The sequence below is a fragment of the Streptomyces rectiviolaceus genome, from assembly GCF_039533825.1.
In the GTDB taxonomy this organism is placed as follows: domain Bacteria; phylum Actinomycetota; class Actinomycetes; order Streptomycetales; family Streptomycetaceae; genus Streptomyces; species Streptomyces rectiviolaceus.
In genome coordinates this window covers 1-24,032 of record NZ_BAAAUG010000112.1, presented here as the reverse complement: position 1 = coordinate 24,032, position 24,032 = coordinate 1, and the positions used below count along the sequence as shown (strand labels likewise).

The 24,032-nt window shown below is 71.1% G+C and carries 23 protein-coding genes; 5 read left to right on the top strand and 18 right to left on the bottom strand.

Translation table 11 applies throughout. The features are described from left to right. Nucleotides 1-80 precede the first annotated feature (80 nt). Nucleotides 81-1,328: a cytochrome P450 gene (locus ABD378_RS28355; protein ID WP_344525191.1), complete on the top strand. Its 1,248-nt coding sequence runs from the start codon at nucleotides 81-83 to the stop codon at nucleotides 1,326-1,328. A 60-nt stretch (nucleotides 1,329-1,388) separates the two neighbouring features. Then, the gene (locus ABD378_RS28350; RefSeq protein ID WP_344525189.1) at nucleotides 1,389-2,705 is read left to right on the top strand and encodes an FAD-dependent oxidoreductase; all 1,317 of its coding nucleotides are present in this window, start codon (nucleotides 1,389-1,391) and stop codon (nucleotides 2,703-2,705) included. Here the strand turns inward: ABD378_RS28350 and ABD378_RS28345 are convergent. The 4 genes from ABD378_RS28345 to ABD378_RS28330 form a co-directional block, all read right to left on the bottom strand. Beyond that, nucleotides 2,596-3,213, bottom strand: a complete 618-nt coding sequence (locus tag ABD378_RS28345; protein ID WP_344525187.1) for an SRPBCC family protein — start codon at nucleotides 3,211-3,213, stop codon at nucleotides 2,596-2,598. The genes ABD378_RS28350 and ABD378_RS28345 overlap by 110 nt on opposite strands. 2 nt (nucleotides 3,214-3,215) lie before the next feature. Continuing rightward, nucleotides 3,216-3,845, bottom strand: a complete 630-nt coding sequence (locus tag ABD378_RS28340; protein WP_344525185.1) for a TetR/AcrR family transcriptional regulator — start codon at nucleotides 3,843-3,845, stop codon at nucleotides 3,216-3,218. 186 nt (nucleotides 3,846-4,031) lie between these two features. After that, the gene (locus ABD378_RS28335; RefSeq protein WP_344525183.1) at nucleotides 4,032-5,273 is read right to left on the bottom strand and encodes a cytochrome P450; all 1,242 of its coding nucleotides are present in this window, start codon (nucleotides 5,271-5,273) and stop codon (nucleotides 4,032-4,034) included. 38 nt (nucleotides 5,274-5,311) lie between these two features. After that, nucleotides 5,312-7,537 (bottom strand): MMPL family transporter, encoded by a 2,226-nt coding sequence (locus ABD378_RS28330; protein WP_344525181.1) that lies wholly within the window; start codon nucleotides 7,535-7,537, stop codon nucleotides 5,312-5,314. A gap of 138 nt (nucleotides 7,538-7,675) precedes the next feature. Between ABD378_RS28330 and ABD378_RS28325 the strand changes: the two genes are divergently transcribed. Both ABD378_RS28325 and ABD378_RS28320 read left to right on the top strand, forming a co-directional pair. After that, the gene (locus tag ABD378_RS28325) at nucleotides 7,676-8,800 is read left to right on the top strand and encodes an amidohydrolase family protein (protein ID WP_344525179.1); all 1,125 of its coding nucleotides are present in this window, start codon (nucleotides 7,676-7,678) and stop codon (nucleotides 8,798-8,800) included. Continuing rightward, on the top strand, nucleotides 8,797-9,216 hold the full coding sequence (locus ABD378_RS28320) for a metal-sulfur cluster assembly factor (RefSeq protein WP_344525177.1): 420 nt from the start codon (nucleotides 8,797-8,799) through the stop codon (nucleotides 9,214-9,216). The genes ABD378_RS28325 and ABD378_RS28320 overlap by 4 nt, the downstream gene beginning before the upstream one ends. Before the next feature lie 160 nt (nucleotides 9,217-9,376). Here the strand turns inward: ABD378_RS28320 and ABD378_RS28315 are convergent, their stop codons facing one another. From ABD378_RS28315 to ABD378_RS28250, 14 genes are all read right to left on the bottom strand, one after another. Then, nucleotides 9,377-9,979: an NADPH-dependent FMN reductase gene (locus tag ABD378_RS28315; protein WP_344525175.1), complete on the bottom strand. Its 603-nt coding sequence runs from the start codon at nucleotides 9,977-9,979 to the stop codon at nucleotides 9,377-9,379. 35 nt (nucleotides 9,980-10,014) lie between these two features. After that, complete coding sequence (locus ABD378_RS28310; RefSeq protein ID WP_344525173.1) at nucleotides 10,015-11,298, bottom strand: phytoene desaturase family protein; 1,284 nt, start codon at nucleotides 11,296-11,298, stop codon at nucleotides 10,015-10,017. Beyond that, nucleotides 11,295-12,797, bottom strand: a complete 1,503-nt coding sequence (locus ABD378_RS28305) for an aminotransferase class III-fold pyridoxal phosphate-dependent enzyme (RefSeq protein WP_344525171.1) — start codon at nucleotides 12,795-12,797, stop codon at nucleotides 11,295-11,297. The genes ABD378_RS28310 and ABD378_RS28305 overlap by 4 nt, the downstream gene beginning before the upstream one ends. A 28-nt stretch (nucleotides 12,798-12,825) precedes the next feature. Further along, nucleotides 12,826-13,704 carry a methyltransferase domain-containing protein gene (locus ABD378_RS28300; protein WP_344525169.1) on the bottom strand — a complete coding sequence of 293 codons (879 nt, stop codon included), beginning with the start codon at nucleotides 13,702-13,704 and terminating at the stop codon, nucleotides 12,826-12,828. Nucleotides 13,705-13,733: 29 nt separating this feature from the next. After that, complete coding sequence (locus ABD378_RS28295; RefSeq protein WP_344525167.1) at nucleotides 13,734-14,810, bottom strand: type III polyketide synthase; 1,077 nt, start codon at nucleotides 14,808-14,810, stop codon at nucleotides 13,734-13,736. Next, nucleotides 14,807-15,292 (bottom strand): SRPBCC family protein, encoded by a 486-nt coding sequence (locus ABD378_RS28290; protein WP_344525165.1) that lies wholly within the window; start codon nucleotides 15,290-15,292, stop codon nucleotides 14,807-14,809. Before ABD378_RS28290 ends, ABD378_RS28295 begins: the two co-directional genes overlap by 4 nt. A 26-nt stretch (nucleotides 15,293-15,318) precedes the next feature. Next, on the bottom strand, nucleotides 15,319-16,080 hold the full coding sequence (gene ubiG, locus ABD378_RS28285; RefSeq protein ID WP_344525164.1) for a bifunctional 2-polyprenyl-6-hydroxyphenol methylase/3-demethylubiquinol 3-O-methyltransferase UbiG: 762 nt from the start codon (nucleotides 16,078-16,080) through the stop codon (nucleotides 15,319-15,321). Further along, nucleotides 16,080-17,279, bottom strand: coding sequence for an acyl-CoA dehydrogenase family protein (locus ABD378_RS28280; protein WP_344525162.1), 1,200 nt, complete (start codon nucleotides 17,277-17,279; stop codon nucleotides 16,080-16,082). The genes ubiG and ABD378_RS28280 overlap by 1 nt, the downstream gene beginning before the upstream one ends. A gap of 5 nt (nucleotides 17,280-17,284) precedes the next feature. Next, complete coding sequence (locus tag ABD378_RS28275) at nucleotides 17,285-18,472, bottom strand: acyl-CoA dehydrogenase family protein (protein ID WP_344525160.1); 1,188 nt, start codon at nucleotides 18,470-18,472, stop codon at nucleotides 17,285-17,287. Then, nucleotides 18,472-18,777: a hypothetical protein gene (locus ABD378_RS28270; RefSeq protein WP_344525158.1), complete on the bottom strand. Its 306-nt coding sequence runs from the start codon at nucleotides 18,775-18,777 to the stop codon at nucleotides 18,472-18,474. Before ABD378_RS28270 ends, ABD378_RS28275 begins: the two co-directional genes overlap by 1 nt. 180 nt (nucleotides 18,778-18,957) lie before the next feature. Further along, on the bottom strand, nucleotides 18,958-19,224 hold the full coding sequence (locus ABD378_RS28265) for a phosphopantetheine-binding protein (RefSeq protein ID WP_344525156.1): 267 nt from the start codon (nucleotides 19,222-19,224) through the stop codon (nucleotides 18,958-18,960). Beyond that, on the bottom strand, nucleotides 19,221-20,531 hold the full coding sequence (locus tag ABD378_RS28260; RefSeq protein WP_344525154.1) for a type III PLP-dependent enzyme domain-containing protein: 1,311 nt from the start codon (nucleotides 20,529-20,531) through the stop codon (nucleotides 19,221-19,223). The genes ABD378_RS28265 and ABD378_RS28260 overlap by 4 nt, the downstream gene beginning before the upstream one ends. After that, nucleotides 20,518-22,044, bottom strand: coding sequence for a class I adenylate-forming enzyme family protein (locus ABD378_RS28255; RefSeq protein ID WP_344525152.1), 1,527 nt, complete (start codon nucleotides 22,042-22,044; stop codon nucleotides 20,518-20,520). Before ABD378_RS28255 ends, ABD378_RS28260 begins: the two co-directional genes overlap by 14 nt. After that, nucleotides 22,041-23,111 (bottom strand): ketoacyl-ACP synthase III family protein, encoded by a 1,071-nt coding sequence (locus ABD378_RS28250; RefSeq protein WP_344525150.1) that lies wholly within the window; start codon nucleotides 23,109-23,111, stop codon nucleotides 22,041-22,043. Before ABD378_RS28250 ends, ABD378_RS28255 begins: the two co-directional genes overlap by 4 nt. A gap of 210 nt (nucleotides 23,112-23,321) precedes the next feature. Between ABD378_RS28250 and ABD378_RS28245 the strand changes: the two genes are divergently transcribed. Further along, the coding region (locus tag ABD378_RS28245) for an MFS transporter (protein WP_344525148.1) at nucleotides 23,322-24,032 on the top strand (711 nt) is incomplete at its 3' end.

Below are 24,032 nucleotides of genomic sequence, written 5' to 3'. Positions count from 1 at the left end.
CCTTCCCTCGTACCGCACACGCCCCCGACATCGATCCAGCCGATCCAGCCGATCCAGCCGATCCAGAAGAGGACATCACCATGGCCGTGAGCCCCGAAGCGCCCGACACGGCGCCCGAGTCCGCGCCGCAGGCAGCCGACGAGGCGCTCCCCTACCCGTTCGAGCGCGCGCCCGGTCTCCAGCAGTGCCCGATGTACGGGAAGCTGCGCGAGGAGGATCCGGTCGCGACGGTCCGCATGCCCAGCGGCGACAACGCCTTTCTCCTCACCCGTTACGAGGACGTCCGCACCGCACTCTCCGACCCGCGCTTCAGCAGGGCCGCCACGCTGGAACCGGGCGCTCCGCGGCTCGCCGCCGCGCCGCAGAACTTCAAGAGCCTGCTCAACATGGACCCGCCCGAGCACACCCGGGTGCGCAAGCTGGTCTCGCGCGAGTTCACCGCGCGACGGGTGGCGGGGCTGCGGCCGCGCATCCAGGAGCACACGGACGCGCTCCTGGACGCGATGGAGCAGAAGGAGCCGCCGGTCGACCTGGTGCCGGCCCTCGCCTTCCAGCTGCCCGTGACGGTCATCTGCGAGCTGCTCGGCGTGCCGTTCGACGACCGGGAGAAGTTCGCCGCCTGGTCGCGTGTCTTCCTTGCCACCACGTCGGTGACCAAGGAGGAGATGCTGGCCTCGCAGATCGCGCTGCGCGACTATCTGGCCCACCTCGTCGCCGCCAAGCGGCAGCACGCGGGCGACGATCTGCTCTCCGCGCTGGTCTCCATCCACGACGAGGACGGCGACCGGCTCTCCGAGGAGGAGCTGATCTTCCTCGGGATCAGCCTGCTGGTGGCCGGGCACGAGACCACCGTCAACCAGATCGCCAACAGTGTGGTGTCGCTGCTCACCCACCCCGAGCACCTGGAACGGCTGCGCAAGGACCCGGAGTTGATCGGGAACGCGGTCGAGGAGCTGCTGCGTCTGCACCCGCCGGGCGACGAGGCGCTGCTGCGCATCACGCTCGACGACGTGGAACTCAGCACCGGTCAGACGGTACCGAAGGGCAGCGCGGTCCTTGCGAGCCTCAGTTCGGCCAACCGGGACGGTGCCCAGTTCGAGAGCCCGGACGAGCCGGACTTCGACCGTCCGGTCAACCCGCACTTCGCCTTCAGCCACGGTCCGCACTACTGCATCGGCTCCGGGCTCGCCCGGGCCGAGCTGCAGATCGCGATCGGCTCCCTGGTACGGCGCTTCCCGACCCTGCGTCTCGCCGTGCCCGTCGATGAACTCCGCAGGCCGGAGGGGATGTTGGTGCACGGCATCAGTTCGCTTCCTGTCGCGTGGTGAACGCGATCGCACCGTGAACGCACCCATCAGCGCGCAGTGAGCGCACGAGGCAGGAGGAGCATGACCGGAGAGCTGACCGCCCAGGTCTGTGTGGTCGGCGGGGGGCCCGCCGGGCTGACTCTCGCCGTGGAACTCGCCAAACGTTCGGTGTCGGTGGTGGTGCTCGAGAAGAGCGCGACCTTCGACCGCTCCTTCCGCGGCGAGTCGATCTCGCCCGACTCGGTCTGGCTCTTCGACCGGCTCGGGCTGCTCGACCGCCTCGAGGGCGAGTACGTGCCGATGCGGCGGATGGAGATCGTCGACGGCGGGCGTGCCGTGCTGCGGGCCGACTTCGCCGATTTCCCCTATCCGCAGCCGTTCCCGGTGGAACTGCCGCAGCCCGCCCTGCTGTCCGCGCTCGCCGCGATGGGCGAGGAGCTGCCCGGCTTCACGCTGTTGCGGGCGTCGACGGCGGCGGGCCTCGTCAGGGACAAGGGCGGCCCGGTGACCGGGGTGCGCGCGACGACCCCGGACGGCGAGGTGACGGTGCGGGCGAAGCTGACCGTCGCCGCCGACGGCCGTTTCAGCAAGGTGCGGGCGCTGTCTGGGCTGCCGTTCACCAAGCTGCCGCTCGAGCGCGACGTGGTGTGGCTGAAGCTGCCGATGCCGGACGCGTGGGACGACGCCACGTACCGGATCAGGATCGACGGTGATCAGCACGGCCTGTTCATCCCGACCCGTCCTGACAGTGTGCGGGTGGGCTTCAACATCCCCAAGGGCGGTTTCAAGGAGCTGCGCGCGCAGGGTCTGCCCGCGCTGCACGAACGGATCGCCCGGCTTGCCCCCGAACTCGCCGACACCGTAAGGCGGTCGGTGCTGAGCTGGTCCGACGCCTCCATGCTCGACATCTTCACGACCGTGGCCCCGCGCTGGTCCATGCCGGGTCTGACGCTGATCGGCGATGCCGCGCATACGCTCACCCCCATCCTGGGACAGGGCGTCAACCATGCGGTGATCGACGCCGTCACGCTGGCCCCGCTCCTCTCGCATACGTTCGCGGAGGGCGGGGACGTGGTCGAACTGCTGCGGGCGAGCGAGGAGTTCCAGCTGGCCCGGGAGAAGTCGGTGAGCCGTTCGCGGAGTCTGCAGCTGCGCCAGGAGCGCCTCTTCGCCCTGCACGGCGCGGCCAGCGGCAGCTTCCGCCGGCTGCTGTACCGGTGCGTCGACGGAAACCGCTCGCTGAAGCGGCGCGCCCTCGCGGGCGCTTACTTCCAGTTGCAGCGGCCGCTCACCTCAGAGCGTCGAGCCGCTCTTGGAGCGCTGCGTTCATGGCGTGGAACTGCGGCAGCGTCTTCTCTTCGAGGTGCCCCTTCAGAAAGGGGACAGCGACCCCGGTGAAGCGCTCGGTCTGGGTGAACCGCACCCGGTCGGGGCCGATGCGCTCGATATGGAAACGGTGCTGACCGTCGGCGATCCAGCCGGGCTCCACCTTGCCGAGCCACTTGAGCTCCCGGCCGGGTTCGACCGTCTGGATCTCCGGCGTGAAGGTCGTGTCACCGCTTGCGTCGTGCATGCGGTTGCGCAGCGTGGCGCCCTCTTCGACCCGGCCGCTGTCGGAGGTCACCTCGGCGCTGGTGATGAACGGGTTCCACTCCGGATACTTCTCGAAGTCGGAGAGCACCCGCCACACTTCGTCGGGCGTGGCCCGCAGCTCCATCGAGGCGGTGATCCGCACGGGTTGGGTGTTCGTCCACACCGTGTAGCCGGTGAGGGCCACCGCTAAGACCAGGAGGCTGCTGAGTACGGGCCGCCTGCGGGGCCAGGACCGCTTCTTGACGGTCCCTTCGGCGGTGTCGTTCTCGGACACGTCGGATACGTCGGATGCGTCGGACACGGAGGAGCTCATGGTCAGGTCCCTTCCTCGTGGGGGGTACGGGCTCCGGCGAGCACCTGGTCGACGAGCCGGGACGCGTAGTCACCGTCGATGGGCTCGCCGGTGATGAGCAGCCGGTAATAGATGGCACCGGCCAACTCGTCGAAGATCACGCCGGGTTGGGCATCGGGCTTGAGATCTCCGCGCGCCCGGGCGCTTGCCAGGAGGGCGAGCGGCAGGGCGTTGCGGCGGGCGAAGAGGCCTCGTAGGGCCCCGCCGACATCGGTGTGACGGGCAGCGGCCGCGACGATCTCCGCGACCAGACCGGCCGAGCGGTCGCCCGGCTCCATGGCCCTGCCGACCCGGCGCATGCGGTCCAGGCCCGCCACGATGGCTTCGAGGTACGTCACCAGGTCGTGCCGGATGTCTCCGGTGTCCGTCACCGGCACCTCGTCCTGGATCTTGGCGACGACGGCGACGATGAGGTGGTCTCTGGTGGGCCAGCGCCGGTAGACCGTGGTCTTGGCGACCCCGGCCCGCTGGGCGACCTCGTCGATCGAGTAGCGGTCGTACCCACGGTCGACCAGCACTTCGTACGCCGCGTCGAGGATGCGCGCGTCGGCGCCTTCGGCACGGGGCCGGCCTCGTCTGGCTTCAGTAGTCATGACCGCGGTCCTCTGTCGCTTCCTTCGGGAGAACATTTCGATACGAGCATTTCGATACGCTCGTTTCGTATTCCAGGCTAGCGAGTGCCACGGACTTACGCAACGGGAGTATCGAAATGGCCGAGAAGAGCGGCCCGGCCCCGATTCCGAGGGCCGGGCCGCTTCGCTGCCGGGGGCGCGCACGGGCTACCAGGTGACCGGCACCCGGTCCAGGGCGTGGACCATCATCCCGGTGGTCATCCGCAGCTCGGAGGCGTCCTCGGCGAGCTTCAGCGTCGGGAAGCGCCGCACAAGGGTGCCCAGGACGATCTGCAGCTCGGCCCTGGCGAGCGCGGCGCCCAGGCAGAAGTGCGGGCCGTGGCCGAACGCGAGCTGGGCTGCGGCGGAGGGCCGGAAGGGATCGAATTCGGCCGTCGGGCCCTCGGTGAACCGGCGCTCGTCACGGTTGGCCGAGCAGATCGCGGCCAGCACCGCGCTGCCCTTCGGGATACGGGTGCCGGCGATCTCCACGTCCTCGAGCGTGACGCGCAACGGCCCGCCGTCACCGATGGGGTTGATCCGCAGCAGCTCCTCGACGGCGTGCTCCATCCGCTCCGGGTGCCCCCGCAGCGCCGCCAGGTGCTCGGGGTGCCGCAGCAGGGTCAGGACACAGGTGCCGATCATGCTGACGGTGGTCTCGTGACCCGCCACAAGGAGGGTGATCCCCATGGTGATCAGCTCCTGCTCGCTGAGCGAGCCCTCCTCGTCGCGCGCCGAGACGAGGGCGCTCATCAGGTCCCCGGCCGGCTCCTCGCGCTTTCGCTGCACCAGCTCGCCCAAGTACGTGACCATGGCGGTCCGTTGGGCCATCACCTCCTCCGCGGAGTGCGAGGTGAGCGAGACGAACGCGTCCGACCAGGCGCGGAAGCGGTCCCGGTCCTCGAAGGGCACGCCGAGCAGTTCACAGATGACCATGACGGGCAGCGGGAAGGCCAGGGCGGTGTTCAGGTCGACGGGCGGGGCGATCTGCTCCATCTCGTCGAGCAGCGCGTCCGTCAGCTCCTGGATGCGGGGGCGCAGATTCTGCACGCGGCGCGCGGTGAACTCCCGTGACACCAGCTTGCGCAGGCGGGTGTGCTCGGGCGGGTCCATGGTGAACAGGCCGCCGGCCATGGGGGGCGCGGAGGCGCTGAGCCGTGGGGCGCCGGGCTCGACGGTCGCCGCCCGGCTGAAGCGGGGGTCGGCGAGCACGGTGCGTACGTCCTCGTGGCGGCTGACGACATAGCCCTCGTCGCCGCTGGGCAGGCCGACGTGCGCGACGGGGCACTTGGCGCGCAACTCCTCGTACAGCGGCGGTACTTCCACGGCGGAGGGGCGGTGGAAGGGGTACTGGTGCTCCGGTCGGGAGCCTGGCGGAGTGTCCGTGTGCGGGCTCTGTCGGGTGTCCATCGATGTGCCTCCTGGGGAAGGAACCGTGGGTGCGTCGATCAGGGAGTGGCGGCGGGCACTTCGGGCTTGCTCCGCTCGTGTTCGATGGCGGGCACCGTGCCGCCGGAGGGGGCGGGGCCTTCGGGGGCCGCGGCCGGCGGCTCCATCCGGTCCAGGCGCAGCGCGGTGTGCAGCCTGCGCAGCGGCCCCGGCGCCCACCAGTTGGTGCTGCCGAGCATCGCCATCAGGGACGGCACGAGCAGGGCGCGCACGATGGTCGCGTCGATCAGTACGGCGAAGGCCGTGCCGAGGCCGAGCTCCTTGATGAAGACAAGACGGGACAGGCCGAGCGCGCCCAGGGCGAGGCAGAAGAGGACCGCCGCCGACGTGACGATGGGCCCCGTCCTCGCCAGACCCTCGGAGACCGCTGCCCGTTCGTCGAGGCCCGCCGCCTTGGCCTCCTTGATCCGGCCGAGCAGGAAGACGTTGTAGTCCGTGGAGAGTCCGAAGGCCAGCGCGAAGACCAGGACCGGAGTCGTCGTCTCGATGCCGCTCTGCGCCGCGAAGCCGAGGTTGCCGTCCTGGAAGACCCAGACCAGGAAGCCGAGCGCGGCAGCCGTGGAGAGGGTGTTCATCAGGAGCGCCTTGAACGGCAGGATCACCGAGCCGGAGAAGGCGAAGAGCAGCAGCAGGGTGATGACGGTGAGCAGCCCCACGGCCTGCGGGAGCCGGTCGCCGATGGACTCCTTCTGGGCCAGGAAGTCACCGGTCAGGCCGGTGTACCGGGCCGGGTGGGGTGCCTTGATGTCGCGTACGTCGGCGGCCGCGTCCTGCGCCTCGGTGCCGAGCGGGGCTCCGGTGAGGACGGCGTCGACCTCCCAGTGCCCGGCGTCGAGCCGGACGGGCTCCGCCACCGTCTCGACACCCGGCACCTTCGCGACCTTGTCGGCGTACGCCGCGAGACCGGTGCTGTCGTCGGTGTCCAGGACGATCTGCAGGGGCGAGGTGGCCGGGTCCTTGAAGTCCCTTTCCAGTTCGGCCGCGACGCGCCCCGCGCTCGTCTCGGTCGGCAGGGTCGCCGAGTCGGCGCCGGTGAACCGGATGCCGAGTACGGGCGCCGCGATGAGCAGCATGATGGCGGCGGCGACCACGGCGACGATGCCGGGGCGGCGCATCACGCCGGACGCGATGCGGTGCCAGCGGTTGCCCGCGGCCTCCTCGGCCGAGATGTCGCGCTGCCAGCGGCGCGGGGCGAGGGAGTTGATGCGCCGGCCGAGCACGGCGAGCAGCGCGGGAAGACCGAGCAGCGCGAAGAGCGCGGCCGCCACCACGGTGATGACACCGGCGAGGCCCATCGACCGCAGATAGGGATGCGGGAAGACCATGAGTGCCGCGAGCGCGGCGGCCACGGTCAGGGCGCTGAAGAGCACGGTGCGCCCCGCGGTCGCGACCGTGCGGCGCACCGCCTCCACCCCGGGCCCGTGCACCGCGAGCTCTTCGCGGTAGCGGGAGACGATCAGCAGTCCGAAGTCGACGGACAGGCCGAGGCCGAGGGCGAAGGCCAGGTTGAGCGCGCCCGTGGAGACGTTCATGAACAGCGTCGCGACCCGCAGCCCGGCCAGCGTCAGAAGCAGCGAGACCATGGCGCCGATGATCGGCACGAGCGCGGCCACGACGCCCCGGAAGACAAGGAACAGAAGGATCAGGATGAGCGGCAGCGCAAGCCCTTCGGCCTTCGCAAGATCCTTGTTGGAGACGTCCGCGACCTGGACGTGGCCGGGGGTCGGGCCGCCGATCCAGGCGTTGCCGCGCAGCGCGGGATCGTCCTCGATGGCCTGCTGGAGTTCCTTCTCCGCGTCGACCGTGGCGGACTCCTTCATCGGCGCGACGGCGCCGATGACGACGGTGCTGCGGGAGTCCTTCGAGACGAGCGCGGGATTGCTCGCCGATGCGTAGTCGACCACCTGGCGGACCTCGGGCCGGTCGCGCAGCAGTTTCACGGCAGCTGCCACGGAGGCCGGCGGGGTCTTCGCCTCGGGATCGATGGGGGCGTCAGTGCGCACGAGCAGGGCGTACCCCTGCTGGGCGTCGATGCCGGTGGCCTGCTCGATGACCTTGCGCGCGGCGACGTTGGGGCCACCCGGATCGTCGTAGTCGGACAGACCGTTGGTCAGCTTCTTGTCGACCGTCCCCCCGAAGAGGGCAGCGAGGACAGCGGCGAGCACGGCCAACAGCAAGCTGACGCGCCGCCTCGCGTGTAGTGCGGAGCCCAGGGCTGAGAACATTGGATCGTCACCTTCCGTCGGTGCGGCCAGTGTTCTGACGGGTGCTTTAGTCCCGCTGAAGGCGGTCGCCACAGACTGTGCGCGCCGGGCCGCGCGATCGGCACGCCCGGTCACGAACCGCTGTGACGGGAGACTGAGTTGATCGACAACATGTTCGTCATCGATGCCACGGTGCACCCCTACAACCTGGCCGAGGAGAACCTCAACCAGGCGCCGGGCGGCGGACCCGATCTGCACGCCTTCGCGCTGCGCGAGATGCTGTGGGGCATGCACGAGCGATTCGCGACGGAGGGCTCCGCCATCACGCGTGAGGCCTTCTGCACGGACTGGTCACCCGAGCTGCTCGCCCGGACGATGTTCACCGAGTCCGATGTGGACCTGGCCGTCAACCACCGGCTGCGGATCGACAGCGTCTTCCAGGACGGCCTGTGCAACGGCACCAAGAACCAGGTGCTCGCCGACAAGTGGCCGCAGCGCGTCATCCCGTACGCCGGGCTCAATCCGATGCTGGGCGTCGACGCCTGCATGCGGGACCTGCGTCAGCAGGTGGCCGACGTACCGGGCACGATCGGCATCAAGGTCTACCCGAACTCCGGCTCCCCTGACGCCAGTTGGCGCCTGGACGACCCCGAGTTCGACCAGCTCTTCGTGCTCGCCAAGGAACTCGGCATCAAGATCTTCGCCGTACACAAGATCATCCCCAATGGCCTGGTGCCCCTGAAGCCCTTCGGCATCGACGACCTGGAGACCGTCGCCATCCGCCACATCGACCTCTCCTTCGAGATCGTGCACGCGGGCCTCCCGCCGTTCGTCGAGGAGGTCGCGATGGCACTGATGCGGCTGCCGAACGTCTACGCCAACCTGGAGATCACCTCGGCGATCCTGGCTCACGGCATGGGGTACGTCGAGGACGCCCTGGCCCAGCTGATCTCGCTCGGCGGCGCCGAGAAGATCATCTACGCCTCCGGTGCGATGCACTTCCACCCGCAGCCCGTCCTGGAGAAGATGGCCCGCCTGACCTTCCCCGACCAGCTCCTCGAGCGCTACGGCATCGAGCAGATCACCCACGAGCAGCGGGCCGGGTTCCTGGCCGGCAACTTCGCCCGCATCGCCGGGATCGACCTGGCCGCCGCGGAGCAGGCCGTACGCGACGACGAGTTCGCCCGGGAGCGGGCGGCACACGGCGGCAACCGCCCGATGTGGTCCCACTGGCGCGCCACCCAGCCGGAGCTGTGGAACGCCGCGCCGGGAGCCGCCGCGTGAGCGCCCCGGCCGCGCCGACCGCGCCGGTGACGTCCACGGACGGGCACGTCGGACTCGACGGACACGTCGGACTCGACGGGCAGGTCGCCGAGGCGCTGCAGGAGGTGTACGACCCCTGCAGCCAGTCCTGGCAGCGCCCGATGAGCCTGGTCGACCTGGGCCTCGTCCGTGCTGTCGAGGTCGACGACGCGGGCCGGGCGCTGGTGCGGATCAGCCTCACCGCCCCCTTCTGCATGGCCGTTCCGGTCATCATGCGGTCGATCGAGCAGAAGGTGGGCGAGGTGCCCGGCGTCACGGGCGTCCGGGTGGAGCTCGACGGAGCCACCCTTTGGCAGCCGGATCTGATGACGGACCGGGGCCGGGAACTCCTGGCCGCCGCACGTGAAGGGGACCGTCGCACCCTGCCGCTGGTGTGAGACCTGGGGAACTGCCGAAGGCGGTCGAGCAGGCTGCGGTCGACCCGCACCACAAGGTCGCGCAGCCCGCTCGGCCGCTTCCGGGTGGCAGTCGGGCAACGCGAGGACCGGCACCGCCGGGGTCTCCGACGATGCCGGTCCTCGCGGAGCGGCGGCGCCGCTACACGGAAGCCGCCGTCAGTTCACCTGCGTCCATCGCCTGCGAAGCGATCCGCATCCGCGCGAATTCGAGGACCTGGTCGGTGAGGATCTCCAGCCTGCGGGTCGTCCGCGGATCGGCGCAGGCACCGTCGGGTGTGATGTCCGTGCCGGCCGGCACCACCACCCCCATCGGTACGGTCCAGCCCCGCAGCGCCTGAACGGACGAGCGGAGCGTGGCGAGGGCGGAGGCGCCCGCCACGTCGTTCCACGCCACGGTCAGGCAGCCGACCGCGCGTCCGTCGAGGTAGCAGGGCGTCTCCTTGGCCAGCGCCTCCGTGTGGTCGAGCGCGTTCTTCATCAGGCCCGACATGCCGCCGTGGTAGGTCGGGCTCGACAGGAGCACCCCGTCGGCCGAGCGCAGCGCGTCGAGAAGCCGCTGGGCGCGGGGCGACGGCCGGGTCATCTCCGGGTTGTAGAGGGGCAGTTCGAGATCAGGACCGGTCAGAAGCGTCACCGTGGCCCCGGCGAAGCGGGCCCGGCGGCAGCAGGACCGCAGCACCGCGGCCGACATCGAGGCGGACCGCAGCGAGCCGCCGACGGCGGCGATACGGATCGGGCGCATGGTGACTCCCGGGAGGAGGACGGATCAGGAAACGGTCACAGGCGGGTGGCCGCCGCGTCGGCCGCACGGACCGCGCTGAGCACGCTGGCGTCCGCGAGCAGTCCGGTGGGGCCCACCCAGTCGCCGGCCAGGAACACGCCGGGGATGCCGGGCACTCGCGCGCCGGGACGGCCCGCGAGTCCGCCGAACCGCGGCTGGGGCACGGCGCTCATCGTGGTCATGCGGGGCAGGAAGCGCTCGTGGACGAGCACGTCGCGCCAGCCGGGCTGGCAGCGGTCGAGCAGCCCGTACAGGCGGGCGCGGACCTGCGCGGGTGCGAGCCCCGCCCCGTCGTCGTACCGGGCCAGGTGCAGGACGGCGCCGCCGGGCGGCGCGACGCGCGACGCGCGGGAGAAGTCGGAGAGGTATACGGGGTCGTCCACGCCGAAGACCAACGCGCGGCCAGGATCCGGAAGTTCAGTGAGCGCCACGTCCAGACAGGCCGTGTGCAGGGGACGTCCGGACCCCGCGGCGAGTTCGGGGCGGCCGAGAAGCTCCGCGGCCACCCGTGGCGGCAGTCCGGCGACGACCACCGAGCGGCCGGTCACCGACGAGCCGTCAGCGAGCCGCACGCACGGCTTCTCACCGCCCTCCACCGCCACCGCCCGTGCCCCGGTGCGCAGTTCGACGCCGAGTTCCCGCGCCCGTGCGGCGAGTCCGTCGACCACGCTCCCCCAGCCGCCGTCGAGATAGCGCACACCACGGCGGACCTCGGCGAAGTGCGCGGTGAGGGCGTCCGCGGCGATCATCTCCGGGCGGCCCACATACGTACTGATGCGCAGGACGGCGAACGCGGCCTGCCGCGCCCGCTCCGTCGGCAGCCGCGCCGCGAGCCACTGGGCCGCATCGCTGCGGGCGAGCCGGGCACGCGTGCGGCACAGAGCCAGGAGCCGGGCCACGGCGACGCGTTCGCGCCGGGAGAGGAGCGCCGTGCGCAGCAGCGGCCCGGCGGCGGCGTATCCCGGGTGGAAGGCACCCTCGCGAAGGACCGAGGCGCCCGCGATGTCCGGCTCCCCTCCCTCGACCCGGACACCCAGCGCCCTCAACTCCCTCTCCGTGGCGCGATACAGGGCCCGCGGCCCGAAGTTGAGGGAGTACCCCTGGTGCTCCGTGGTGCGGGCCCGGCCGCCCGGCTCGCTGCCCGCTTCGAGCAGCAGCACACCGCGGCCGCCGGCGCCGGACGCGAGCTTGACGGCGGCGACAAGGCCCGCGATGCCTGCCCCGATCACCACGGCGTCGGTGCCGTGTGCCGTGCGGGGGTGCTCCCCTGAGCTGCTCACCGCGCCTGCGCCCCTGCCCCGGGGAGGATGAACGGGAAGCCGTGGCCGTGCAGTTCGCGCGCCGAGTCCGTCACGGCCGTGGTGATCGCCTCCAGGTCCTCCTCGCTGTGCGCGCCGCCGGTGAACAGCATCGGGAGGCTCAGCGTGTAGAAGCCGCGCTTGCGCAGCATCAGGGTCAGCAGGAAGAACGCGATGGGGTTCACCGATCCGGCGAACGTGCGGTAGTCGTCGTAACTCTCGTGCTCCAGGAAGCCGAACGACCCGATGAAGTCGCCGAACCCGACGAGGCGCAGCGGAATGTCGGTCTCCGCGCGGAAGTCCGCGAGCCGCCGCTGGATGCCGTCGACCTTGGCCCGGGTCTCGGTGTAGTACGTGTCCCGCTGCTCGTGGAGCAGGCTCAGGCTCGCGTACGAGGCGCTCAGCGCCAGGTGGTTGCCGACGTGCGTGGTCTGGACGCAAGTTTTGCGGCCGATGTCGGTCAGCGGAAGACCGGAGCTCTGCGTGTGGTCCAGGAGCGCGGCCCGGCCTGCGACGGCGGACAGCGGGATGCCGAGTCCGCTGATGACCTTGCCGAAGCAGTAGAGGTCGGCCTCGATGCCGAAGTGCGCGCCCGCGCCACCGGGACCGTACCGGAATCCGGTGAGCACCTCGTCGAGGATGAAAGGGACGCGCAGCCGGCGGCAGGACTCGGACACGGCGCGGATCAGCGGAACGGTGTGCTCGGCGAACGGGAAGGACGAGGAGACGGCCTCGCCGAGCACACAGGCCAGCTCGTCCTTGTGCTTCTCGATGAGTTCGAGGGCGACGACCGGGTCGTTGGGCAGGACGAGCAGGTCGCGCGGGTCGGCGTTCGGCACACCCGTCAGCGCGGAACGGGGCTCGACCGCCCCGTCGCCCTCGATGCCAGGGAAGGGGTGGGCGGGGTGGCCGTGGTACCAGAACGCGGTGTTGTGCATGCCCAGTTCATGCACCCCGTGGAGGGAGCCCTCGAACTTGGCGACCATGCGCCGGCCGGTGTGCGCGCGGGCCAGGCGGATCGCGGCCGCGGTGGCGTCGGTGCCGGAGTTGAGGAAGGCGAACTTCTCGCAGTGCGGCACGAACTCCTTGAGGAGGTCGATGAGCCGCTCCTCGACGGGATGGCAGTATCCGTTGCCGGTGGTGGCCGCCAGCTGTTCGCGTACGAAGTCGACGACCGGCTCCGGGCTGTGCCCGTGCAGGGCCTGGGCGCCGAATCCCAGATGGCAGTCGATGTAGGTGTTGCCGTCCACGTCGGTCAGGCGGCTGCCGTGGGCGCCGGTCACCACCAGCGGGAACTGCGGCGCGTGGAAGGGCCAGAAGGCGTGGTTGGTGACGTCGACCTGGCGCAGCCGCTCGGCCGCCGCGATGGATCCCGACTGCCGTTCGGTCAGCTCGGTGAACAGGTCGATCAGCCACGGTTGGGTGAGCAGGTCCGCCACCAGGGACTCGATGGGAGCGCCCGGTTCGGCCGTTGTGGTCATCGTGCTCTCCAGGGTCGTGGGGTGCGGGTCACAGGGGGCGGGTGGCGCGCAGGACGCCGTAGCGCATCACGCCGCGGTCGTAGGCCTGCTTCATCAGGGGTACGGAGTTGAGGAAGCGGAAGATGTCCATTCCCTTGGCCCTGACCAGCTTCCACACCACGGAGGGGTCGCGGACCACGGGCTTGACGATGTCGCTGGAGAGCTTCCAGGTGTCCCACACCCGCTCCGACCAGTCGTCGGTGCGGATGCCGGTGAAGCCGAGGCCGTCCGCGAGGTCGCGGTACTGGTCGAGCGGCAGCACGTGGGAGACCACGAAGTCGCGGTAGATGCGCCCCATCAGCCTTGTCTCGTCGGCGGTGAGGCTGTCGTCGCGGGCGCACCAGGTGGCGACGAGCAGGGTGCCGCCGGGCTTGAGTACCCGCAGGCACTCGGCGAGGAAGGCCCGCTTGTCCGGCATCAGCTCGCAGCTCTCCAGGGCCCATACGACGTCGAAGGTGCCGTCGGCGTAGTCGGTGTGCAGCGCGTCGACGAGCCGGAAGGTGGTGCGGTCGGTGACGCCGCCCTCGGCGGCCTTCGCCTCGGCGCGCGTGATCTGCTCGGCGCTGATCGTGATGCCGTCGACCCGGCAGCCGAGGCGCTGGGCGAGGTGGACGGCGGAGGCGCCGATGCCGCAGCCGGCGTCAAGGACCCGGCTGCCCTCGGGCAGCGGACCGAAGCTCATCAGTTCCTCGACGAGGCGCACCTGGGCGGCGTGCCTGCCGGGGTCGGGTTCGTCCTTCGCCCAGTAGCCGTGGTGGATGTGCTCGCCCCACAGGTCCTCGTACAGCTCGATCAGGCCGTCGTAGTGATCCTTGATGGCGGCGTGCAGATCGGGCGTCGCCCATCGGGGCTGCAGTGCGCTGGTCATGGCGGGTCCCATCGGATCGGGGAGCGGGTTCAGAAGCGGACGAGCGCGGACTCCATGGTCAGGCCGGGCCCGAAGGCCATGAGTACGGCGTGCTCGCCGGGCTCCGGGCGGCTTTCGCGCAGGATGCGCTCCAGGATGAGCAGGATGGTGGCGGAGGAGCAGTTGCCGTTCTCGGCGAGCACGGTCCGCGAGGGGCCCAGCTGACCGGGGGTCAGCGCGAGCTTCTCCCCCACGAAGTCGATGATCTTCGGTCCGCCGGGGTGGACGCCCCAGTGCTGTACGTCGCCGGTGTCAAGGCCGTGCGGGGCGAGGAGCCGCTTCACGAACGGTTCGATGTTCTCGGCGAGGTAGAAGGGGACGTACGGCGACAGCGTCATGCGGAACGCCGTGTCCTCGATGTGCCAGCTCATCGCTTCGAGGGTGTCGGGGTGGGTCTCGGTATGGGTGCCGAGGAACACCGGCCCCTGCCCGTCGGTGTCGCTGTCGGCGGCGGCGTCGTCGGCGCCGCCGAGGAGCATCATCGCTCCCGCGTCCCCGAACAGGGCGTTGACCACGGCCTGTTCGGCGGTGAACTCGGGCCGTTGGTGCACCGAGCACACCTCGCCGCAACCGGCGAGCACCAGCTCGCCGGGGCGTGCGGCGAGCGCGTCGAGGGCGGTCTTGAGCACGTTGAACGCCGCGTAGCAGCCCATGTGTCCGATGAAGGTGCGGCGCAGGTCCTGCCGCAGGCCGAACTCCTTGGCCAGGACGATCTCGGGGGTCGGCCCCGCGTACCCGGTGCAGCTGGCCACGACGAAACTGCCGACCCGCTCGCGGGCTCCGGGCCCGGCCGCGTCGAGCACACCGCCGACGGTCTGCCGGCCCATGGCGAGGAAGTGCTCCTGCCAGGCCTCCATCCGGGCCTTGATGGGCGGGTAGCCGTCGCGGTAGGCGGTGCGCGGGTCCCAGGCCATGTGCCTGCTCGTCACGCCCGAGCCGCGGAAGATCTCCTCGGCCTGCGGGACGGTCTCGAACATCTCCCGGTACCGCTCGTCGAAGGCGCTCTGCTGCGGTACGAGAGTCGGCGGGACCGCGGTGCGCAGCGCGAGCAGCCGGCCCGCGCTCATCCCGTCACCCCGGCGACGGCCGACCGCTCCGCCCGCTCCTTGATGGCGTCGAGGAAGCCCTCGGTGACCTTGTCGCTCTGCTGCCGTGCGAAGGGCTCGACGAGCGGCAGCACCACGGGGGCGATGTCGACGTCGGCCTCGGAGCGGGTGTCGATCTCCAGGTAGGTGGTGCCGGGTGTGGTGCCTGGCTGGGTGCGGAACTCGCCCCAGGAGCGGAAGTTGTGGTCGCCGACCGGCGTCCAGCTGATCCGGGCCGGGTCGGCGGTGTCGAAGCGGGTGCGGTGGTCGGGGGTGTGGCTGACCGCGCCGTTGGAGATGGTCTCCAGGCGGTAGTGGTAGATGCCGTCGCCCTCGTCGGTGAGGGTCTCGACGCCGGGCATCAGCAGACCGCAGGTGACGAGGTCGAGCAACAGGCCCCGCACGGCGTCCGGTTCGGCCCGGACCTCGATCCCACGGGTGCTGGCGGAACGTATGGAGACCATGGCGTCCTTCAAGGTGTCTGGATGGCTCAGGAGGTCTTGGTGGCGTGGCCGATGTAGCTGGCCGAGAGGTCGCCGGTGAGGGTGAAATCGCCGAGCCTGCGGTGGCGCAGCAGACCGGGCAGGAGTGCGGGAATCGGGCGTGCGGGGCCCAGGCCGTGCAGTTCACCGAGTCCGAGCCCGTGCCGGGCGAGGAGCACGGCGAGCTCGGCGGGGCGGATGAACATCCGCCAGTTGTGCGTGCCGGGCTGGATGATCCGCAGCAGCTTCTCGGCGACCAGGATGAGCAGCAGATAGCTGCGTACGGTGCGGTTGACGGTGTCGAAGAGGAGCACGCCGCCGGGTACGAGGAGCCGTTCGATCTCGGCGAGGGCCGCCGGTACGTCGTGGAAGTGCTCCAGGACGTCGGAGGCGACGACCGCCTCGGCGCAGCCGTCCGGAAGCCCGGTGCCGTAGGCGGAACCGACCCGGTAGGTGACCGGGACGCCGGTGGCGGCCGCGTGCCGCCGAGCGGCGTCGATCGTGCCGGGTGACAGGTCGATGCCGGTCACCCGGTAGCCACGGGCGGCGAGGTTCTCGGACACCAGGCCGCCGCCGCAGCCGAGGTCGACGACGCGCAGTTCGTCGCGGGGCCTGCCGGGGAAGTGGGAGCGCAGGACGCGGTCGAAGTGGCCGGTGCGGGCGCCGTTCATCTCGTGGAGGGCGCGCAGCGGACCCTCGGGGTCCCACCAGCCGTCGCCGACCTCTTCGTAGTAGTCGTTGTCGATGCGGTGTTCGGTGGGGGCGGTCATCACACCCACCTCGGGGTCTCGACGGGGCTGATGCCGAGCGCGGCCTTGCCGATGTACTCGCGGGCGAGGTCGTTGGTGAACGGCAGCAGGGGTCCTGCCTTCACGTCGCGCCAGATCTGGCCGATCCGGGAGCCCTCCCGGATGCCGGAGCCGCCGATCACCTCGAAGGCGGTCGCGACGACGTGCTCGGCCTCGTTGGTGATGAAGTACTTGGGGATGCAGGTGTCGGCGACGAAGGCGGGCAGATCGTCCCCCGCGTCGACGTGCCGGGTCGCGTACTCGGTGAGCAGGGCGTCCATGGTGGCCAGGGACGAGCGCATGCGGGCGACGGCGAACTGGATGCCGGGCAGCTTCGCCAGATCGGCGACCGCCGTGGTGGAGCGGCCGCGGGTGCGTTCCACGGCCAGCTCGTACGCGCGGTGCGCGAGGCCCAGGAAGACGGCGGCGAAGCAGTAGTGGCCCCACTGCTGACGGGCCATCACGAAGAGTGGGGTGAGCCCGTCGGGGAAGACCGAGTCGTCCGCGCTCACGTGCAGCGAGGTGAGGGCGATCGAGTGCGATCCGGTCATGGGGAGCGCGAACCCGCTCCAGGGGGCGGTCACTTCGACACCCTGCTCGGGCTTCTCTACGAAGAACGCGGCGAGGTTGAACGGCGGCTCCAGGTGCGCGTCGTCAAGGCCTGCCGTGACGACCAGGTGGGTCGCGGCGTCGAAGCCGGTGGCGAAGTGCTTGAGCCCGTCGAGGACGAAGCCGTCACCCTCGCGGCGCGCGACGGTGGAGGGCCGCACCCAGTTGCCGCCCGAGCCCTCGTCGGTGAACGGCCCCACGATGAAGGCCCCGTCGCGGACCGCGGAGAACATCCGCTCGCGCACGGCGGCGCTCAGGTCACTGCGCATGGAGCCGGTCAGTACGGCGTGGATGGCGAGGGTGAAGGCGGTGGATCCGCAGCCGCCCGCGATGATCCGCAGGAGCAGGGTGTTCTCCTCCAGGGTCGCCTCGAACCCGCCCATTTCCTCGGGTACGTTGACGGCGGTGATCCCCGACTCGATCAGGTCACGGATGTTGTCGGCGACGAACTCCCCCCTGTCGTAGTTCTGTTCGGAGCGTGCGGAGAACTTCTCGGCAAGCTCCTGTGCCGTGGCGCGTAGTTCCTGCCACTGGGCGTCCCGTGTCACGGGCGTGCTTTCGACGGCGGTCATGCCGCTCATCCCTCCCATCGGGGCTCGGCGAACACGGGCACACCGAGCGCGTGCTTGCCCGACCACTCGGCGGTGACGTCGGAGTTCGGCGGTACGAGCAGCCCGGCGACCACGTCGCGGTACATCCGCTGCAGCGGGTGGCCGGAGAGCAGCGCGGAGCCACCCTGTACCTGCATCGCGAGCGTGACGACCTCGTGGGCGAGGCGGCACACGCTGTTCTTCATGACGCTCATCTCGATGTAGTGGCCCAGCGGATCGGCGGCCACGGCGTCGTCGTGATCGGCACGCACCGCCTGGTAGAGGTGCGCCTCGGCGGCCGCGTAGCGGGTCCGCATCTCCGCGACCCGGAACTGGACTCCCGGCAGATGCGCCACGGTCCGGTCCAGGACGTGCAGGGTCCGGCCGCGCTGTTCGCGTACGACGAGGTCGAGGGCGCCGCGCGCGATCCCGAGGAAGACGGAGGCGAAGCTGCACCACGCCCAGTGGACGCCCTGCATGAACATCAGGGGCAGCGCTCCGGGTTCACCGACCATGCGGTCCGCGGGGACGAAGAAGTCTTCGAGCGCCAGGGAGTGGCTGCCGGTGGCCCGCATGCCCGCTGCGTCCCACTCGCCGGTGACCCGCACGCCCCGCTCGGGCTTGGGGGCCAGGAAGCCCACCGGCTGCGGCAGGCCGCGGTCGTCGGTGAGCGCGGCGGAGAGAAAGAGGAGGTCGGCCGCGGGGAATCCGGTGAAGAAGCCCTTGCGGCCGTTGAGCAGATAGCCGCCGGGCACGGGCTCGGCCTTGGTCGTGGGATGCCACCAGTTGCCGCCGACCCCGGGCTCGCTGAAGCCGCCCGCGATGACCGCGCCGTCGTCCACGATCGACCGGTAGGCGCGGGTGGCGGCCTCGCCGCCGATGCCGGCGATCATCGCGATGCCGTGGACGTGCATGTTGACCGCGAAGGCGGTGTTGGCACAGGCCGCGGCGAGCGTCTGCTGTGCCCTGCACAGCTCTTCGAGGCTCGCGCCGCCGCCTCCGTGCTCGGGCGGGACGGTCATCGACATGTATCCGGATGCGACCAGCTCGTCGATGTTCTCCTGGGGGAAGGAGCCGTCGCGGTCGTGGCCGGCGGCGCGCTCCGCGAACGTGCCGGCCAGTTCGGTGGCGAGGGCGACCGCATCCGTGCGCGCCGGGGCCGTGGTGGTGGTCATCACCGGCTCCCCGCGGCCACGGGCTCCGGCGCGTCGGCCGGGACCATGCGGTCGAGGTAGCGCACCAGGCTGCCGACGGTGTCGCCCTCGGCGCGGGTCGCGGTCGCCAGCCAGCCGGCGATGTGGACGTCCCCGAAGCAGTCCCTGATGCGTTCGAAGGTCTCCGCGAGCTCGACGGAGTCCATACCGAGATCTCCGGTGAGTGCGGAGCGGTCGGTGACCGTGCGCTCGGCGATCTCGGGGCGTACGGCGATGAGCTGCTGGATGAGCATGATTCGGATGGCCTGAGCCCGCTGCTCGTGCACGTGTACTCCCCAAAGCCGAAGAATCTGTTGCCTGTTGCGGCCGATCGTTCTCCGGGGCGCTGAAGGCTCGCTTGCGCCTGGGTTATGGCTTCTTATACGGACAAACAGACGCGGTGAGGGGCCGGTGCGGGGGACGTTCGCCCCGCACCGGCCCCTCACCCCTGCCAGGTGGTCCGCCGGTCACCCCACCGCGGTCTGCCGCTCGCGCACGGCGGTGACCAGCTCCCACAGCGAGGCGGGAGTGTCGAAGACGCCGGGCGCCAGATCGTCGTCGGGGATGCTGATCCCGTAGGCGCCCTCCAGCTGGATCAGCACCTCCACCATGGCCAGTGAGTCCAGGCCGACGGCCTTGAGGCCGATGTCGGGCGTGAGGCCGCCCTGTTCCGCGATCCGCGGCAGCGCCTGGCCGAGAAGTTCCTCGTATGTCGGATCCCACGGGACGCTCATGTCAGCTCCTTCGCTTGGTCGGTGTCCTTCGCGTTCCGTGCGCCGGGCACCTCGTCGATCTCCTGGCGGTGCAGGCTCAGCCGGGACGCCGAGAGCACCCGCTCCCCGCGCACCACGACCTCGGCGGGTGCCGGGTGGCCGAGGAATCCGAGCAGGCTGGCCGAGAGGCCGTACGCACCGACGTTCGGGAACTCCAGTACGGCGCCGGGGCGCACCCCCGCGAGGTCCACATTCCGGCCGAGCAGGTCCGCCGGAGTGCACAACGGGCCTGCCAGCGTGGTTCGTCGGGGCTCCTCGCCGGGCGTGGTGCGCAGCGGCCTCGCGCTCATGGGCAGCAGTCGGCCGAGGCCCGAGAGGCCGCCCAGGTGGTTGATCCCGGAGTCGAGCACGGCATACCGGGTGCCCCGGCTGTCCTTGACGTCGGTGACGGTGCACATCAGGCGGCCGCTGTCGCCGACCAGATAGCGGCCGGACTCGAAGGCGATCACCGGAGCGCCGTCGCGCCAATCGGGCAGCGACTCGTCGAGCGCATCCGTCACGGCGGCCCGCAGCCCCGGATAGGTCGGGCGCTCGCCGGGCACGGCGTACGGCGCGGCGAACCCGCCTCCCAGGTCGACGAGTTGGAGCGGGATGCCGAGCTTGTCGCGCAGCTCGGCCGCCGTCCGGATGCTCTGTACGATCTCGGCGCGCAGCCCCTCCTCGTCCCTGGCGTTCGTGAGCGGGAAGAAGTGCAGCCCCACCACCCGCGTGCCGGGTACGTCGAGCCGCTCGGGCTCGGCGAACAGGCCGTCCAGGTCGAAGCCGAACTGTGAGGCGCTGCCGGTCATGCGCAGTCCGGCGCCGCCGGGCGCGCCGGCCGCGTTGATCCGCAGGACACACTCGGCGCGCGCCCCCTGCTCGTCGGCGGCCGCCCCGATCCTGGCCAGGTCCCCGAACGACTCGGCGGAGAAGTGCCGTATGCCGTGGTGCACCGCCTCCACCAGCTCGCCCGGCGTCTTGCCCGGCCCGGAGTACAGCAGTTCACCCGCCGGGCAGCCCGCCCGGAGCGCCGATGCCAGCTCGCCGCGCGAGGTCACCTCGGCGCGTGCGCCGAGGGTGCGCAGCTCGGCGACGAGGGCCGGGTGCGGGTTGGCCTTGAGGGAGTAGTAGATGCGGGAGGACTCGGGCAGCGCCGAGCTCAGGTCCTGGTGGGCGCGGCGCACCCGGTCCAGGTCGTACACGTAGAGCGGGCTGCCGTAGCGCTCCACCAGGTGCTCGGTGAAGTCGTCCGGCACGGCCGGTTCGACGAGGGGGTCATCGGCGGTCAAGGGAACCCTCCCGCAGATAGCTCTTGAGCTGCTTGCGATCCGTCTTGCCGTTGTTGGTCAGCGGCAACTCCCGCAGCACATGGATGAGTTCGGGCACCTTCGCCTGTTCGAGACGCTGGGTGAGCCGCTCGATGACCTGCTCCACCGTCAGCTCACCCACGACGAAGAGCACCATGTCGCGGTCGTCCTCGGGCACGAGAAGTGCCGCCGCGTGCACGCCGTCCACGTCGAGCGCGGCCGCCTCGATCTCGATGGCGCTCATCCGCAGGCCGCGCCGCTTGAACAGATCGTCCCGCCGCCCCTGGAAGTACAGATGGCCGTCGGCGTCCAGCCAGCCGTAGTCACCGGTGTGCAGGGTCAGCGTGCCGTCGTCGGCCACGCGGAAGCGCTGCGCGGTCTGTTCCGGCGCACGCCAGTACCCGGCCATGACATGCGGGCCGCGCGCGGCGATCTCGCCGATCTCGTGCGGCGCGAGCGGCCTACCGTCGTCGTCGAGTACGAGGACTTCGGTGCCCGGCAGGGCGGGCCCGACCGATCCCGGCTTGGCCACGTCGCCGTCCGGTTCGAGGATGGTGATGCGCTTGCACTCCGTGGTGCCGAACATCGGGACGATCCGGGCGCCCGGAAAGCGTTCGCGCAGGGTGGCGATGAGCGGTGCGTTCAGCGCGGCACCGGTATTGGTGAACATCCTGATCTTTGTGGGGCGTTGGTCGCGCGCGGTGAGCTTGACGAGGATCTCGCCGAGCGAGGGGACGAGCGGCACGATGGTGGCGCCGTGCTCACGGGCGTACCCCAGGAGCCTTGCGTGCTCGTCGGCGTCGGAGAGCAGCAGCTCGGCGCCCGCGAGCGCGGAGAGCAGCGCCTGGTAGAGGCCGTAGTCGAAGGAGAGCGGCACGGCGGTGAGGACCACGTCGCCGTTCTCGTAGCCGAGGCGGGCCGCGATGGCGCGGGCCGCGAAGGCTACCGGGGCGTGCGGGCAGGCCACGGCCTTGGGCGCGGCGGTGGACCCCGACGTGTAGATCAGCAGGGCGAGCCGGTCGTCCGGAACGGGCGGTGCGGGTCGCGTGTCGATGGGTCCGGACGGCGTGAGGTCGACCTCGTCGGCCACCACGACACGGGCCCCCGCCGGCCACGGATGGCCTTCGGCGCCCTCGCGTTCGGCGGCGGTCGTCACGATGAGCGCGGGCTCGGAGTCCGCGAGGACCGCAGTGAGGTGGAAGGTGCGCATCGCGGGGCTGATGGGCACGAACACGGCGCCGTGGCGCCACGTCCCGTACAGCATCGCGAGGAACGCGCGTGTGCTGCCGGTACGGGCGAGCACCCGGTCGCCGGGGCGGATGCCGAGTTCGGCGAGGCGCTGCGCGAACCCACGGGCAGCGGCGTCGAGTTCGGCGTAGGTCCAGACGCCCGTGCGGTCGCGGACGGCGGGGGCGGCGGGCGTGGCGGCCGCGGCGCGGCCGAGGAAGACCTCCGCCGCGTTCTCCACCTGGCTGCTCACGAATGTGTCCTTCATGACGCCTCCCCGGAGCCGGAACCGGAACCAGTCGCGGTCCGGGCAGCCCACGCGGGCTGCTCGGTGATCTCCAGCACGGCGCAGGTGCAGCTGAATCCGGAGCCGCTGCCGACGAGCAGGACCTTGTCCCCGGCCGTCACATGGCCCTCGGCCACCAGGTGGTCGAGCCCGGCGAACTGGTCGCCCGCTCCCAGGTGACCCACTGTGCGGGCGAAGTCCCAGCTGGACTTGGCGAGCGGGATGCCGAGCACCTGCATCTGCCAGTCCATCCGGCTGCGGCCGCCGGCCGGCACCACCACCCGCGCGATGTCGTCGAGGTCCGTGTCGGCGTCGGCGAGTACGGTGGCGACGACCTCCCGCACGACGCGCGTCACCCGCTCCGTGGCGACCCGGAATCCGCCGTTCGTCGTCGCGATGAAGTGCTCGACGCGGCCCGCCAGATCCAGGGGTTCCCCGCTCGGCAGCGGCCGGAAGCCGGGCCCCCTGACCACCGCCTCCAGGGAGTTGTCCGCGCCCGACGCGGTGGACAGGAGCTTGGCGAAGCCGGACCTGCGCGAGAGCAGCAGCGCGCTCGCCGCGTCTCCGTAGACGAACCCGGGCTCGCTGCTCCACCTCTTGATCAGCGGCTCACCGAAGCGGTCCGCCGTCGTCACCATCGCCGCGGCGGTCGGCGGCCCCGACTGCACGTGCCGTGCGGCCACGTCCAGGGCGCCGAGGCCCGCGTTGCACTCCTGCTGGAGGCCGAACGCGGGGATGTGCCGTCCCAGGGCCTGACCGGCGACGTACGAAGCGGCGGGCCACATCTCCACGCCCTGGAACCAGATGCTGGTGTGCACCAGGAGCTCCACGTCCTCGGCGTCGAGGCCCGAGCGCTTGAGCGCCGTGGTGGCCGCCTGAACCGCCATGTCGGGCGGGTTGACCTCATCGTCCGCCACGACGACCGAGAGCAGGTCGTCGGACGCGCACTGCTCGGGGTCGTACCGACCGCTCTCCACGGCGGACTGTGCGGGAACCGGCTCCGGCAGCCAGACTCCCGTGCCCGCCACATGAACGCCTTTCCAGCGCATGATCCTCCCATCGTCGGTGACACCATCCGCCGGCACGACAACCGCACCTGGGATGCGCCTCGGTGATAGTCGGCGCGGCGGCTTTGGCCCTGCTAAAGGAAGCGCCCCGGTCCGCGCGCACAAGCGGGGCTACAGCGGCGGGCCGGACCCTGGCCTCGGCGCCGGCGCGCCCGATGCGTGCCCGCGCCCGACGGCGACGGAGGGATCCCGATGCAGGAGACCGCAGCACAGGGCGCACCACGGGCGCCGACACCCCGGGCGGACACCGGGCCCGACCCACGGCGCTGGTGGATCCTGGCCGTCCTCTCCCTCGCACTCTTCGTGATCATCCTCAACAACGGGCTCCTGAACGTCGCGCTCCCCCAGCTGATGCGGGACCTCGACACCGGAGTCCGCGGCACGCAGTGGATCGTCGACGGCTACGCCCTCGTCTTCGCCGCGAGCCTGCTCACCGCGGGCACGCTCTCCGACCGCTTCGGCCGCAAGCGGGCGACGCTGCTCGGGGCCGCCCTCTTCGGGGCCAGCTCCTTGGTGGCGATCACCGCGTCCGGGGCGGGCCAACTCATCGCGGCGCGCGCCGTGATGGGCTTGGCCGCCGCGTTCGTGATGCCCGGCACGCTGTCGATCCTGGTGGACGTCTTCCCCAAGGAGGAGCGGGCCTGGGCCATCGGCGTCTGGGGGAGCACGTCCGCCCTGGGGGTGGCCGCGGGCCCGATCGTCGGCGGCGCGCTGGTCAGCCACTACTGGTGGGGGTCGGTCTTCCTGGTGAACCTGCTGCCGGTCGTGGTGGTGCTGGTCGCCGGTGCGCTGCTGCTGCCCGAGTCATCCGATCCCACGCCGCGCCGGGCCGACCCGGTGGGCGAGCTGCTCGGCGCCGCCGCGATGGCCTGGCTCGTGTACGGGGCGATCCACGCGGCGGGC

Coding starts and splice junctions, on each gene's coding strand:
- ABD378_RS28355 (WP_344525191.1), top strand. CDS start 81: ATGGCCGTGAGCCCCGAAGCGCCCGACACGGCGCCCGAGTCCGCGCCG.
- ABD378_RS28350 (WP_344525189.1), top strand. CDS start 1,389: ATGACCGGAGAGCTGACCGCCCAGGTCTGTGTGGTCGGCGGGGGGCCC.
- ABD378_RS28345 (WP_344525187.1), bottom strand. CDS start 3,213: ATGAGCTCCTCCGTGTCCGACGCATCCGACGTATCCGACGTGTCCGAG.
- ABD378_RS28340 (WP_344525185.1), bottom strand. CDS start 3,845: ATGACTACTGAAGCCAGACGAGGCCGGCCCCGTGCCGAAGGCGCCGAC.
- ABD378_RS28335 (WP_344525183.1), bottom strand. CDS start 5,273: ATGGACACCCGACAGAGCCCGCACACGGACACTCCGCCAGGCTCCCGA.
- ABD378_RS28330 (WP_344525181.1), bottom strand. CDS start 7,537: ATGTTCTCAGCCCTGGGCTCCGCACTACACGCGAGGCGGCGCGTCAGC.
- ABD378_RS28315 (WP_344525175.1), bottom strand. CDS start 9,979: ATGCGCCCGATCCGTATCGCCGCCGTCGGCGGCTCGCTGCGGTCCGCC.
- ABD378_RS28305 (WP_344525171.1), bottom strand. CDS start 12,797: ATGACCACAACGGCCGAACCGGGCGCTCCCATCGAGTCCCTGGTGGCG.
- ABD378_RS28300 (WP_344525169.1), bottom strand. CDS start 13,704: ATGACCAGCGCACTGCAGCCCCGATGGGCGACGCCCGATCTGCACGCC.
- ABD378_RS28295 (WP_344525167.1), bottom strand. CDS start 14,810: ATGAGCGCGGGCCGGCTGCTCGCGCTGCGCACCGCGGTCCCGCCGACT.
- ABD378_RS28290 (WP_344525165.1), bottom strand. CDS start 15,292: ATGGTCTCCATACGTTCCGCCAGCACCCGTGGGATCGAGGTCCGGGCC.
- ubiG (WP_344525164.1), bottom strand. CDS start 16,080: ATGACCGCCCCCACCGAACACCGCATCGACAACGACTACTACGAAGAG.
- ABD378_RS28280 (WP_344525162.1), bottom strand. CDS start 17,279: ATGACCGCCGTCGAAAGCACGCCCGTGACACGGGACGCCCAGTGGCAG.
- ABD378_RS28275 (WP_344525160.1), bottom strand. CDS start 18,472: ATGACCACCACCACGGCCCCGGCGCGCACGGATGCGGTCGCCCTCGCC.
- ABD378_RS28265 (WP_344525156.1), bottom strand. CDS start 19,224: ATGAGCGTCCCGTGGGATCCGACATACGAGGAACTTCTCGGCCAGGCG.
- ABD378_RS28255 (WP_344525152.1), bottom strand. CDS start 22,044: ATGAAGGACACATTCGTGAGCAGCCAGGTGGAGAACGCGGCGGAGGTC.
- ABD378_RS28250 (WP_344525150.1), bottom strand. CDS start 23,111: ATGCGCTGGAAAGGCGTTCATGTGGCGGGCACGGGAGTCTGGCTGCCG.